Genomic DNA, 12,376 nt, shown 5'->3' with positions numbered 1-12,376 from the left:
GCCCGCTACGCTTGGCCCACCCTACGGCACTACGGTGTGGAGCGGCTTACGCCACCGCTTCCTTGGACTTTTCCGCGCGCTTGCGCTCGTTCGGGTCGAGGTGCTTCTTGCGCAGGCGGATCGACTTCGGGGTGACCTCGACGAGCTCGTCGTCCTCGATATAGGCGAGCGCCTTTTCCAGCGTCATGCGGATCGGCGGGGTCAGGCGCACCGCTTCGTCCTTGGACGTCGTGCGGATGTTGGTGAGCTGCTTGCCCTTGAGCACGTTGATCTCGAGATCGTTGTCGCGGGTGTGCTCGCCGACGATCATGCCCTTGTAGACCTTCCAGCCCGGCTCGATCATCATCGGGCCGCGGTCTTCCAGCTTGAACATGGCATAGGCCACCGCTTCGCCCTGGTCGTTGGAGATCAGCACACCGTTGCGGCGGCCCTGGATCTCGCCCTTGTACGGGGCGTAGCCGTGGAACAGGCGGTTCATGATCGCGGTGCCGCGGGTGTCGGTGAGCAGTTCGCCCTGATAGCCGATCAGGCCGCGGGTCGGCGCGTAGAACACCAGGCGCAGGCGGTTGCCGCCGGACGGCTTCATCTCGACCAGCTCGGACTTGCGCTCGCTCATCTTCTGCACGACGACGCCGGAATGCTCCTCGTCGACGTCGATCACGACTTCCTCGATCGGCTCCATGGTGGCGCCGGTCGCTTCGTCCTTCTGGTACACGACGCGCGGGCGCGACACCGAGAGCTCAAAACCTTCGCGGCGCATGGTCTCGATCAGGATCGCGAGCTGCAATTCGCCGCGGCCCGAGACTTCCATCGCGTCCTTGTCGGAGGCTTCGACGACGCGCAGCGCGACGTTGCCTTCGGCTTCACGCAGCAGACGGTCGCGGATCATGCGGCTCGTCACCTTGTCGCCTTCGGTGCCGGCGAGCGGGGAGTTGTTGACGATGAAGGACATCGACACCGTCGGCGGATCGATCGGCTGCGCCGGCAGCGGCACCTCGACGGTGGGATCGCAGAAGGTGTCGGCGACGGTGCCCTTGGTCAGGCCGGCAATGGCGACGATGTCGCCGGCTTCAGCTTCATCGAGCGGCGTGCGCTCGAGACCGCGGAATGCCAGGATCTTGGTGATGCGCCCGGACTCGACCAGCTTGCCGTCGGCATGCAGCACCTTGACCTGCTGGTTCGGCTTGAGAACGCCGGACGAGATGCGGCCGGTGATGATGCGGCCGAGATAGGGGTTGGCCTCCAGGATGGTGCCGATCATCTTGAACGGACCTTCCTCGACCGTCGGCGGTGCGACGTGGCGCAGGATCAGGTCGAACAGCGGCTCCATGCCCTTGTCCTGCGGACCCTCGGGGCTTTCAGCCATCCAGCCCTGCTTCGCCGACCCATAGAGGATCGGGAAGTCGAGCTGCTCCTCGCTGGCGTCGAGCGCCGCGAACAGGTCGAACACCTCGTTGATGACTTCGGTCGGGCGCGCATCGGGCCGGTCGACCTTGTTGATGACGACGATCGGCTTCAGGCCGACCTTGAGCGCCTTGGAGACCACGAACTTCGTCTGCGGCAGCGGGCCTTCGGCGGCGTCGACCAGCACCAAGGCGCCGTCCACCATGTTCAGGATGCGCTCGACCTCACCACCGAAATCGGCGTGGCCGGGGGTGTCGACGATGTTGACGCGGGTGTCCTTCCACTGCACCGAGGCCGCCTTGGCCAAGATGGTGATGCCGCGCTCACGCTCCAGATCGTTGGAGTCCATGGCGCGATCCGTCACCTTCTGGTTCTCGCGGAACGTACCGGATTGCTGGAGGAGTTTGTCGACCAGGGTCGTCTTGCCGTGGTCGACGTGGGCGATGATGGCGACGTTACGGAGGTTCATGAGTGAGCTTCTTTGCGGTCGGACAATGGGTTAAGCGCGATCTCGCCGGTCGGACCGGGACCTCTTCTCGAAACAACGCTGGAAGACTGGAAACGGGCGCTTTCCGCCCAAAAAGGGCCGCCCGGCCATCTCGACCAGGCACCCTACGCGTTGCGGCGCAATATATGCAAAAACCGCCAAAAAAACAATGTGTTCTTTGCTGGTTGGTTGACTGAATTTTGTCCGGGAATCTCCGGGGGTTAGGGTAAATCCAGCACCAAACCGGCCTTTGCTCGGGGACGGGGCCTCGATCAGCCCTGCGCCGAGCCGGGGCTGGTCTCCTCGGTCGGATAGACCCCGCGCAGCACCTCCTCGAAGTGCATCTTCACCGCGTCGTTGCACAGGCAGGCGCGCAGGCGCAGGCCGTCGAGATTGCGGACCAGGATCGCGCCGCGTCTTGTATCGAGCACGCCCTCGGCCTTGAACGACTGGAGCACGCGGCTCGCATAGCTGCGGCCGACCCCGAGCAGCGTCGCGAGCTGCTCATGCGTCAGCGGCACGCTGCTCTCGTCGCCGGTCCGCTCCATCGCCGCAATGATCCACTTCGCCGTACGCTGCTCGATGGAGTGGATGGCGTTGCAGGCGGTGGACTGGAACATCTGCGCCAGCATGCAGTCGGCATAGCGGGCGAAGATGTTGCGCAGCGAGGCCGAGCGCATCTTGGCAGCGTCCAGCTTGGCGACGTGAATGCGCGCGAATGGTCCGCCGAATTTCACGCAGATGCGGGTATAGGCCGGCAAAAATCCCTCGCTGACGATGCCGCCCACTGCGCCTTCGCGGCCGACCAGGATGGTCTCGACGTCGCGGCCGTCCTCATTGGGAACGAGAAATGTCGCGAGCGACGGCCCGCAGGGAAAGTGCACGACCTGGACATCGTCGCCGGGACTGTAGAGCAGCTCGTTGGGCCCGGCGGTGTCCAGGGTGACGTGCGGTGCCAGCAGCGCGTAGTCAGCCGGACTCAAGCGCCGCAGCAGATTGTTGGCCGGCCGGCTACCGACTTCGGTTGTCTTGCTGATACGCGCGTCCATCGTAAATCCCCTGCTCTCCTTTCAACACTAGCGAGGTCCGATCATGGGCTGTGTGCACAAGTGGACAGACGTGAAAACTGTTCTGTGGTGAGTTTCGTTCCGGGAACCCTCCGATGCGCTGGGCGCAGGCGTCGGGATGAGGCTGTCCTCGATCGGTAAGAACATGCAGCCCTCGATATCCACCATCATGATACCTGCTCCCCCGGACGGCTCGACCGGCATGCCCGCCGATGTTCTGATCGTTGAGGACGATCCGATCATTGCGATCGATTTCGAGGATCGCCTGCTCGGATTTGGCGTGAGGAGCGTACGCACCGTGGGGTCGGTGGCGCAGGCGCTGGCGGCGATCGCAGCGCGCGCGCCGGATTTCGCGCTACTCGACGTCGAGCTCGGCCGCGAGAAAAGCTTTGCCGTCGCCGACCGGCTGGCGGCTGCGCAGATTCCCTTCGTCTTCGTGACGGGCTACGGTGCCGAGGATCGGATCGCTCCCGAATTCAAGACGCGGCCGCGGTTGCAAAAGCCGTGCTCGAGCGAAGCGCTGGAGGCCGCGCTGCGCTCGCGCGGCGCCTGAACGCCCGTCGGCGTTCTCCCGGCTTCAGGCAAATTTCGGATCGAGCGTGGTCGACCACAGCGCGACGTCGGCGCGGTCGCGCAAGGTCACCGTCATCTGGCCGGATGCGCCGTCGATCTTGACGTGACCGAAGAACTGCATGCCCGCAGACGGCGGCAGGTTCTGGTTGTCCTTGCCCGGCGCTTTGACGAAGCGCACCTCGGGCCCAAAGGTGTTGTCGAGGGCGTTCGGACCGAAGGTGCCCGCATGTAGCGGGCCGGAGACGAATTCCCAGAACGGCTCGAACTCCTGGAATTGCGCCTTGTTCGGATCGTAATAATGCGCGGCGGCGTAATGCACGTCCGCGGTCAGCCACACCGTGTTGTTGATCGGCGCCATCTTGATGAAGCGCAGGATGTCGGCGATCTCGAACTCGCGGCCGCGCACCGGGCCGTCGCCCTGCGCAATGGCTTCCGATCCGCCCTTCGGCGTGTCCGATACGACGAGACTGATAGGCATGTCGGAGGCGATCACCTTCCAAGTCGCACGCGAATTCAGAAGGCCGCGCTTGAGCCAGGCGATCTGGTCCGGGCCGAGAAAATAGCTCGCGGGCCCGTAAGCGGTTTCGAGATTGGCGCCGTTCGGGCCGCGATAGCTGCGCTCGTCGAGCACGAATACGTCGAGATGCGGGCCGTAGGAGATCTGGCGATAGACGCGGCCCGGCTCAACGATGCTCTCCCGCATCGGATACATCTCGTGAAAGGCGCGGCCGGCGCGGGCTGCCAGCAGGGAGATGTCGCGCACCTTGTAGGACGCCGGCAACTCCTTCGACAGCGACCAGTTGTTGGTCACTTCATGGTCGTCCCACTGCACGAAGATCGGCACTTCGGCATTGAAGGCGCGGACGTTGTCGTCGGTGAGATTGTATTTGTGCGCGGCGCGGTACTCGTCCAGCGTCTCGGCGACCTTGGCCTTTTCGGGGATGGTGACGTTCTTCCAGGTCTTGCCGTCGGCGAGCTTCACCTCGGATTCGATCGGACCGTCGGCATAGATCGTGTCGCCGGAATGCAGGAAGAAATCCGGGCGATGCTTGCGCATCGCGGAGAAGGTGAACATGCCGCCATCATCGGGATTGATGCCCCAGCCCTGCCCTGCGACGTCGCCGCCCCAGACGAAGCTGACGTCGCGACGGTCGGCCGGCGCGGTGCGGAAGCGGCCGATCACCGGCTCGCCCTCGATCGCGGTATGCGAGAGATCGCGAAAGCGGACGCGATAGAAGATGTCCTGTCCGCCCGGCAGGTTCTCGATCAGCATCTTCGCGGTGAAGTCGCTCTCCGGCAGCGCCGCGATCGGCGGCAGCACGCGGGCATCCCTGAAGGACTCGGTCGTGGCCACCTCGACCAGCATCTGCGATGGCCGGTCAGTGCGCGCCCAGACCACGCCACCGTCGACCGTGACGTCGCCGGACTGCACACCATGCGTAACCGCCGGCCGGTCGGCCGCGCGCGAGAGATGGGGCATCGCGATCGCGCCGAGTGCGCCGGCGCTGGTGGTGAGGAAGCGGCGGCGGGAGAATTTGATGTTCATGGCGGCTTCGCTTTTTGCCTCGTGCGCATCTCGCGTCGTCATTCCGGGACGGTCCGAACGACCGGACCCGGAATCTCGAGATTCCGGATTCGCGCTGCGCGCGCTCCGGAATGACAGCGAAAGCTATACTGAGACAGTATGACGCAGCAATAACGCGGCAGGCGTTTACGCGTTGCCGGCGGCCCTGAATTGCGCGCCCGCGCGCTGCAGGCTTTGCGGCATGGCAAACAGCACGGCCTTGCGGTCGGCGACGGCGGCGTGGAACTGGTCGAGCACGATGTTGATGGCGGTGAGCCCGCCCTCTTCGATCGCGCCGTGATCGAAGCAGCGCAGCGTGTCGCGCAGGATTTCGTCAGCCTCGGTTTGCATCTGGTCGAGCTCGTCGGTCGTCTCGCTCTTGCGCGCCGCCGCGATCAGGTCGAACAGGCGGTCGCGCAAATGGCTGTTGTTGTCGCGCTCGTCCTTCTTGAGGTAGCCCGCGAACCAGGCGCCGATCGAGCCCATCGCCGAGAGCGCCATCAGGGTCCACCAGATGTAATCGCTGTACTTGTCGAGGAAGGTCTTTTCCTCGCCGTCGACGAAGGCGGCGGCGCCCGGATGCACGGGGATCACCGCATCCTTGTCGGTGTCGGGCGTCTCGATCTTCGCCGCCATCGGGAATTCCGCCACCAGTTGCTGGCGCACGGCGAAGAGCTGGCGCGTGAACGCTGCGATGGTGGTATCGGACACACCTTTGCGCGCCACGATGTGGTGCGAGAAGCTGATGGTCTTGACCTCGTCATCGGGGCGATCGGGCGAGCCGCCATAGGTGCCGGCGGGAATCTCCGATGCTTCGTAGACGGGATGGTTTTGCGCGATCGCGTCCGCGGAATCGATCGCGAGGAACGTCGGCGTGCCGCTGTCCTTGGCGGAAGCCGCGATCGCATCCGAGGTGATCTTGCTGTTGACGGGGCCGGCTGCGAGATAGGCATCGGCCTTCTGGGCCTTGATCGCCTCGGCGGCTTCATTGGCCGGGAACTGTATGACCTCGACCTTGGCGGGATCGACGCCATATTGCTGGAGGATCACCTTGAGCAAATTGACGTTGGCCTGGGTTCGACCGATCACCCCGACACGATGGCCGGCGAGCTGCGCGATCTTGGTGATCTTCGCGCCCTTCTTCTTGCCCTTGCCGGGCACGGACCACAGCACCACGACGTTCTTGCGCAGGGTCGCAACGGCTTGCGCGTTCTTCGGCACGTCGACGTCGCCGCGCACGATGGCGAGATCGACCTTGTTTTCCGCGAGCGCATCGGCGCTGGCGGTGGCACCGTCGGTCTGGATCGGGCGTAGCCGCACAAAGCTCTTGTGCTGCGCGAACGCCTGCGTCAGCGCCTGCACCACCTTGAGGTCATCGCTATTGGCCGGACCGACCGCGATCTTCAACGTCACCGGCCGCATCGCGAAGTAGTAGCCGCCGACGAGCGCGCCGATAATCGCAAGCACCAGCGCCAGAGACACGAGCGCCGTCTTCCGCGCCGCTGATCGCGGCGAAGGCGGGGTGGGCGCTTCGGCCAGGTCCAATCCCCCGGTCATCGATCTCCCAAACAGGCGCTTGAGGCTCAGTTTCATCTTGGCCGGCGATTTACACCTGTAATCATAGCAAATTTCTTGTCCCGCGGGGTTACATCTCCGTCATGGTTAGCGGATGGACGAAATCCGGTCTGAACCAGGGCCATATGCACGGTGTTAGGGTAAAGTTCCCCTGAAAATGGAGGCGATCATGGCAGAGCGGCTGACGCCGGAAGCACGCAAGCAGGCACTGGGCGCCATACCGGGCTGGACCGAGGTTCAGGGCCGCGACGCCATCGGGAAGACCTTTGTCTTCAAGGATTTCAACGAGGCGTTCGGGTTCATGACCCGCGCGGCGCTGGTTGCCGAGAAAATGGATCACCACCCCGAATGGCGCAACGTCTACAAGACGGTGGAGGTGGTGCTGTCGACCCATGACGCCGGCGGTGTCACCAAGCTCGACATCGAGCTCGCCAGGATGATGAACACGATCGCCAAGCTGACAGCTACCTGACACCTTGCGAGGATCGGCTGCATCCCCATGTTGTGATCAGCAGGAGATGCGGCCATCTGCCGCCCTGGCTGAACGGGGAGTTTCTCGAACATGGCTGCCGAACACAGCGTCGGCTTCGAGCCGGCCGATCGGCTCGCGGAGGATCATGAGAGCGTGCGCCGCCGTTTCTGGCGCAAGCTGAAGCGTGTTGCCGTGCAATTGCCGTTCGCGGAAGACCTGCTCGCGGCCTATTACTGTGCGTTCGACCGGCAGACGCCGCGCCATGTCCAGGCGTCGCTGCTCGGAGCGATCGCCTATTTCATCCTGCCGTTCGATTTCGTCCCCGACGTGATGCCAATCCTCGGCTTCACCGATGACGCCGCCGTGCTCGCCACCGCCATCCGCATGGTCGCCAGCCACATCACGACGGAGCACCGCGAAGCCGCCCGCGCCGTGCTGAAGCGCGGGGTGGATGGTGCGGAGGCGGCGCAGTAGGCGTTGTTGGCGACACGCCGTAGCCACGTCCACCGCTGTCATTCCCCGCGACCCGGCTACGCCAAGGCTTCGCCGGGGTTGCGGTCCAGGGCAGCCGAAGCTTTAGCGTAGGCGGCAGGCGGGGAATCCAGTACGCCGCGGCCTCTCGATTCAATCACTGACGTCACGGAGTACTGGATCGCCCGGTCAAGCCGGGCGATGACAGCGAGTGTGTGGGTGCCGCTTGCGACACCATCGGCCGCAATGCCGCTCGTTACTTCTTCTCCGCCCGCGCGTTCCCCGCGTCCCACGCCTGGAATTGCTTGAACAGCGCTTCCCTGTCTGCGTCGGACACCTTCTGGGCCGCGGGGTTCTGCTTGAGGAACGCCTCGAAGCGCTCCCGGGTCACCGGTTCGACGCCGTGCTTGTCGAGCCATTGCTGCGCCACCGGCAATCTGTTCCAGCCCGTCAGAGGTGCCGGGAGCGAGACTTCCTTCCACTTGGGATGGAAAGGCGGGTTCTGCAGGGTCGGGAATTTCGTGAAGAACGCATCCACGAACAGCGCAAGCTTACGGTAACGGTCGGTGTTGGGCGCCCAGTTGTAGGCCGCGAGCACCGCCGGCACCGCGATGGTGTCCACGGTATCGCCTTCCTTGATCAGGTTCGGATAGTCCTTGGCGGTCAGCGTCGCCGGCAGATAGTCGCTCTGCAGCGGCTTTGCATAGTCGACCCCCGCGAGGTGGAAGCGGCCGTCATTGCTGAAGGTCGACACTGACTTGTACGGCTTGCCGCCGACCACGATGACGGCGTCGATCTCGCCGGCTTTCAGCTTCTCCATCGCGATGCGCTGCTCGACATAGACGAAGTTCGCCTTGATCCCGAGCCGCTCGAACACCGTCAGCGCGGTGACGAAGGTCCCGCCATTGGGCAGATCGACGCTGACCTTCTTGCCCTCGAGATCCTTCAGCGTCGCGACCGATTTCGGCGCGATCACCTGCATCTCTTCATTGTAGAGCTTGGTCACATAGGTGAACTGCTTCTTGATGTCCTTGGCAAAGCCCTTGCGCTCGAGATAGTCGAGCGTATCCGCCCGCACGATGCCGAGATCGACGCCTTGCAGGAACAGAATGTCGGCGACGCTCTGCACCGAGCCGCGGCCGACGATCGGTAGCACGCGGATCTTGTTGCCGTCGTCGAGCACGGAGGCGAGGTCGGCGCCGAACTGTACGTAGGTGCCGCCGATCGTGCCGGTGATCAGCGTGACCGTATTGGCGTTCAGCGACTGCTTGGTGGAGGTCGAGCCGAACTGGAAGATGGCCTTCAGGCTGTCCGAGACCTTGGCCGGATCGTATTCGGTCTGCTCGGCGCGTGCCGCGAAGGCGCAAATCGTCATGATGGCGGCAACCGCCATTCCCAAAGCGTTACGCATGATACCCTCTGAAAAGTTCTAGTTCTGAAGCTGAGCGAGGCGCTGCCGCGCCTCCGCCGATCCGAGTGCCGCGGCCTTCTGGTACCAGTCACGCGCGACGGTCGCGTCGCCGGCGATGCTCCGCGCGTCGCTGGTGCCCAGCACGGCCGGGTCATAGGTCTGCGCCAGCAGAAACGCGGCCGTTGCATCCTGTGCATTGGCCGCGCGCTCGAGCAGCAGGCGGGCTGCAACAATATCGCCGATCCTCAACAGGTTCTTCGCGCGTGTCATCAGCCCGGCCAGCGTGTCGGCATCGAGCGTCTTGGCGAGCGTCTTGGCGGGCGGAGTGGGCGCCGGCGGCGCCGCGACGGGTGCGGGCGCAGGTGTAGGTGTAGGTGCCTGGGCTTGCAGCGCCGTCTGATAGGCGGTCGCGATCGCTTCGCGGCTCGGCGTTGACGGTGCAGGGAGAACCTGCGTGTCGGCGCTCGCCAGCCTCGTGTTGGTCGCGCGGTCCGAATCCTTCAGCGAGCTCTGCGTCATGGCCGGCGTGTTGGCCGACGCCATGGCTTGCTCCGGCGCGATGCCCATCCAGCTAACGGCATTGGCGGCGAAGAGGCCGCGAAAGTCGGACTGATACAGTGTGACCAGAACTGCCAAGGTGGATGCCGTCAGAACGGCCGCGAGAACGCGTGGGACAATTCTGGAGCGCACCTCAATGGGCTCATATTCGCGTGGGTCCGGCGCACCGAGCGGATCGGACAGGAAGAGTGGAATTGGATCGTCCTGCGAAAGATCGGCCCGCGCGGCGCGCGCACGGATAAAGGACGCGGTCGGCGGATGTGATGTGGCTCGATCGGAGTCGAACGCCTTCGACTCCTTCGACGGGCGATGTGCCGTCGTCTCCATGGTCATGCTCCCCATTACCAACGCAACGCAGGGGCAATTCGGCTTAAGTCTTCTTGCTTTTGTCCAAAGTGTCCCGCAAATGGAACCGGTAAAACGCAGTTGGAATCAGCCCAAAAAACGACGACGGTTTGCGCGAATCAGGAAATATTTGGGTTTGATTGAGGCGGAGCGGAGGAATGCACCACGATTTTGGCGGTGATGGTTGAGGAAGGTTTTCCTAGACTCCGCTGGCTTCGACCCCGGGGCATCAAGTGGGCCGCGGCGTCTCGGCTGAAATCTCTGGCGTCTCTGAAATCTGGACCGCCCGCCTCAGTACGCAATTGCGCAGAAGGCGGGCGACGACGGTCGCATATGTGGCGAGTGCGTGTGGCAGGCAAGCGCTGCGGCTCACACCATCACGGATGCAGGATCACCTTGCCCATGGCCTGGCGTCCCGCCAGAACCTTCAGTGCGTCGGCGGTTTGTGCCAGCGGGAAGGTGCGGTCGACATGCGAGGAAATCTTTCCTTCCGCGGTCCACTTCACGAGCTTCTCGAGATTGGCGCGGTTCTTGGCCGGGTTCAGCCGGGTCCACGCGCCCCAGAACACGCCGCGGATGTCGCAGCCCTTCAGCAGCGCGAGGTTCAGCGGCATCTTCGGAATGTCGCCGGCGGCAAAACCGATCACCAGGAAGCGGCCTTCCCAGGCGATCGAGCGCAGTGCCTGCTCGGCATAGGCGCCACCAACCGGATCGAAGATGATGTCGACGCCCTTGCCGCCGGTGAGTTTTCGCAGGCCTTCTTTCAGATCTTCCTTGCCGTAGTTGAGCGTCAGCTCGGCGCCATGCGCTTTCGCGAATTCGAGCTTCTCGTCCGACGAGGCGCAGGCGATCACCTTCAGGCCCATCAGCTTGCCGAGCTCGCAGGCAGCCAAGCCGGTGCCGCCGGCTGCGCCCAGCACCGCGAGCGTCTCGCCCGGCTTCGGGCTCGCGCGGTCTTCCAGCGCATGCAGCGCGGTGCCGTAGATGATGATGATGCCGGCCGCGCGGTCATAGTCGAGATTGTCGGGAATCTTCACGATCGATGCCGCCGGCAGCGCGATCTTTTCGCGCGCGCCGTTGTGGCCGCAAGACGCAACGACGCGATCGCCGACCTTCAGATCAGTCACGCCGGGACCGATGCTCTCGATCACGCCGGCGACTTCGGCGGCGGGCGAGAACGGGAACGGTGGCTTGATCTGGTACTTGCCCTGAATCATCAGGATGTCGAAAAAGTTCAGCGCCGCCGCCTTGATCGCGATCACCGCTTCGCCGGGACCTGCCACCGGATCCGGCACGTCGGCAAGCACGAGATCATCGGGCTGGCAATATTGCGAGCAGAGGATGGCTTTCATGGCGGCACCTTCTTGAGAATACTGGGCGTTTCGAGGCGGAATTATAGTTGGTCCGTTTCTGCCGGATTTAGTGCGGTCCGACAATCCGGTTTCTTTGCGCAAGAGGATGCGCAGGCCTATCCTCGCGATGACGAAACAAGAAGAAAAAGAGGATTCAAACGATGTTTGAAACAGGTCTGCTCAGGGACAAGCGCATCCTCGTCACCGGCGGCGGCTCCGGCCTCGGCGCCGCTATGGGACACCGCTTTCTCGCGCTCGGCGCCGAGCTGGTGATCTGTGGTCGCAAGCTCGACCGGCTGGAAGCAACGGCGAGCGAGATGCGCGCGCAGACCGGCGGCAAGGTCACTACGATCGCCTGCGATATCCGTGACGGTGGCGCCGTCGACGATATGATGGACGCGATCTGGCGCGAGGCGCCGCTCGATATTCTCGTCAACAACGCTGCCGCAACCTTCATCGCGCAGAGCGAGCATCTGTCGTTTCGCGCCGCGGACGCGATCCTCGCGCCGACGCTGCATGGTGCGATGTATTGCACGCTCGCCGCCGGCAAGCGCTGGATCGACGGCAAGCATGGCGGTGTCGTGCTCTCGATCCTTTCGACCTCGACCATCACCGGCCGCGCCTTCACGGTTCCCTCGGCGATGGCGAAGTCGGCGGTGCTGGCGATGACCAGGAGTCTCGCGGTCGAGTGGGGCCCGAAGGGCGTCCGCACCGTCGCGATCGCCCCGGGCCCGTTCCCGACCGCGGGCGCCTCGGGGCAGCTCCGTCCTGAGGGCCGCGACGAAGGCTGGACCGCCCGGAACCCGGTGGGGCGTACCGGCGAGCATAGCGAGCTTGCCGACCTCGCCAGCTTCCTGGTCTCGGACCGTGCCGGCTACATCAATGGCGAGATGGTCGTGATCGACGGTGGCGCGCATTTGCGCAGCTCCGGCGCCGAGGATTTGTTGCGCTGGACCGACGCGCAATGGGCCGAGCAGCGAGCTGCGCGATCCAAAGGCTGAGCCGCTAACTGCCTTCCCAAATTGGACTTTCCCGGTTATCCCTGCCGGGGGACAAAGCGCGGCCGGGCCATCTTCCAGTCACAATATTGAGGGAAC

11 protein-coding genes are annotated in these 12,376 nt (G+C 64.1%); 4 read left to right on the top strand and 7 right to left on the bottom strand.

From position 1 onward, the window contains the following. Positions 1–46 precede the first annotated feature (46 nt). Together typA and HAP41_RS04260 are read right to left on the bottom strand one after the other, a co-directional pair. The gene (gene typA, locus HAP41_RS04265; protein ID WP_166105097.1) at positions 47–1,873 is read right to left on the bottom strand and encodes a translational GTPase TypA; all 1,827 of its coding nucleotides are present in this window, start codon (positions 1,871–1,873) and stop codon (positions 47–49) included. A gap of 290 nt (positions 1,874–2,163) precedes the next feature. Then, entirely contained in the window at positions 2,164–2,940 is a 777-nt protein-coding gene (locus tag HAP41_RS04260; RefSeq protein ID WP_166105102.1) for a Crp/Fnr family transcriptional regulator, read from the bottom strand. A gap of 187 nt (positions 2,941–3,127) precedes the next feature. Here HAP41_RS04260 and HAP41_RS04255 point away from each other — a divergent pair, with 187 nt between their 5' ends. Continuing rightward, positions 3,128–3,511 (top strand): response regulator, encoded by a 384-nt coding sequence (locus tag HAP41_RS04255; protein ID WP_175618175.1) that lies wholly within the window; start codon positions 3,128–3,130, stop codon positions 3,509–3,511. A 24-nt stretch (positions 3,512–3,535) separates the two neighbouring features. Here HAP41_RS04255 and HAP41_RS04250 read toward each other — a convergent pair whose 3' ends face one another. Together HAP41_RS04250 and HAP41_RS04245 are read right to left on the bottom strand one after the other, a co-directional pair. Further along, a complete protein-coding gene (locus HAP41_RS04250; RefSeq protein ID WP_166106228.1) occupies positions 3,536–5,077 on the bottom strand; it encodes an alkaline phosphatase D family protein in 1,542 nt (513 codons plus the stop codon). Between the two features lie 165 nt (positions 5,078–5,242). After that, the gene (locus HAP41_RS04245; protein WP_085402976.1) at positions 5,243–6,688 is read right to left on the bottom strand and encodes a TAXI family TRAP transporter solute-binding subunit; all 1,446 of its coding nucleotides are present in this window, start codon (positions 6,686–6,688) and stop codon (positions 5,243–5,245) included. A gap of 151 nt (positions 6,689–6,839) precedes the next feature. Between HAP41_RS04245 and HAP41_RS04240 the strand changes: the two genes are divergently transcribed. Beyond that, a complete protein-coding gene (locus tag HAP41_RS04240) occupies positions 6,840–7,142 on the top strand; it encodes a 4a-hydroxytetrahydrobiopterin dehydratase (protein ID WP_166105107.1) in 303 nt (100 codons plus the stop codon). A gap of 90 nt (positions 7,143–7,232) precedes the next feature. Next, complete coding sequence (locus HAP41_RS04235) at positions 7,233–7,616, top strand: YkvA family protein (protein WP_166105110.1); 384 nt, start codon at positions 7,233–7,235, stop codon at positions 7,614–7,616. A 253-nt stretch (positions 7,617–7,869) separates the two neighbouring features. On the opposite strand, the gene HAP41_RS04230 is transcribed toward HAP41_RS04235, so the two are convergent. From HAP41_RS04230 to HAP41_RS04220, 3 genes are all read right to left on the bottom strand, one after another. Further along, entirely contained in the window at positions 7,870–9,024 is a 1,155-nt protein-coding gene (locus tag HAP41_RS04230; protein WP_085402972.1) for a TAXI family TRAP transporter solute-binding subunit, read from the bottom strand. Positions 9,025–9,042: 18 nt separating this feature from the next. Next, positions 9,043–9,909 (bottom strand): hypothetical protein, encoded by an 867-nt coding sequence (locus HAP41_RS04225; protein ID WP_166105113.1) that lies wholly within the window; start codon positions 9,907–9,909, stop codon positions 9,043–9,045. 395 nt (positions 9,910–10,304) lie between these two features. Continuing rightward, positions 10,305–11,279, bottom strand: a complete 975-nt coding sequence (locus HAP41_RS04220; protein WP_014490699.1) for an NADPH:quinone oxidoreductase family protein — start codon at positions 11,277–11,279, stop codon at positions 10,305–10,307. Positions 11,280–11,440: 161 nt separating this feature from the next. Here HAP41_RS04220 and HAP41_RS04215 point away from each other — a divergent pair, with 161 nt between their 5' ends. Beyond that, entirely contained in the window at positions 11,441–12,280 is an 840-nt protein-coding gene (locus tag HAP41_RS04215; protein ID WP_166105118.1) for an SDR family oxidoreductase, read from the top strand. The last annotated feature ends 96 nt before the right edge of the window (positions 12,281–12,376 follow it).

It is taken from the genome of Bradyrhizobium barranii subsp. apii (assembly GCF_011516635.5).
GTDB classification, from domain to species: Bacteria; Pseudomonadota; Alphaproteobacteria; order Rhizobiales; family Xanthobacteraceae; genus Bradyrhizobium; species Bradyrhizobium barranii.
The sequence above is the reverse complement of the archived record's forward strand: the minus strand, read 5'-3'. Positions and strand labels throughout refer to the sequence as shown.

Coding starts and splice junctions, on each gene's coding strand:
- HAP41_RS04245 (WP_085402976.1), bottom strand. CDS start 6,688: ATGAAACTGAGCCTCAAGCGCCTGTTTGGGAGATCGATGACCGGGGGA.
- HAP41_RS04215 (WP_166105118.1), top strand. CDS start 11,441: ATGTTTGAAACAGGTCTGCTCAGGGACAAGCGCATCCTCGTCACCGGC.
- HAP41_RS04255 (WP_175618175.1), top strand. CDS start 3,128: ATGATACCTGCTCCCCCGGACGGCTCGACCGGCATGCCCGCCGATGTT.
- HAP41_RS04220 (WP_014490699.1), bottom strand. CDS start 11,279: ATGAAAGCCATCCTCTGCTCGCAATATTGCCAGCCCGATGATCTCGTG.
- HAP41_RS04260 (WP_166105102.1), bottom strand. CDS start 2,940: ATGGACGCGCGTATCAGCAAGACAACCGAAGTCGGTAGCCGGCCGGCC.
- HAP41_RS04235 (WP_166105110.1), top strand. CDS start 7,233: ATGGCTGCCGAACACAGCGTCGGCTTCGAGCCGGCCGATCGGCTCGCG.
- HAP41_RS04225 (WP_166105113.1), bottom strand. CDS start 9,909: ATGGAGACGACGGCACATCGCCCGTCGAAGGAGTCGAAGGCGTTCGAC.
- HAP41_RS04240 (WP_166105107.1), top strand. CDS start 6,840: ATGGCAGAGCGGCTGACGCCGGAAGCACGCAAGCAGGCACTGGGCGCC.
- typA (WP_166105097.1), bottom strand. CDS start 1,873: ATGAACCTCCGTAACGTCGCCATCATCGCCCACGTCGACCACGGCAAG.
- HAP41_RS04250 (WP_166106228.1), bottom strand. CDS start 5,077: ATGAACATCAAATTCTCCCGCCGCCGCTTCCTCACCACCAGCGCCGGC.
- HAP41_RS04230 (WP_085402972.1), bottom strand. CDS start 9,024: ATGCGTAACGCTTTGGGAATGGCGGTTGCCGCCATCATGACGATTTGC.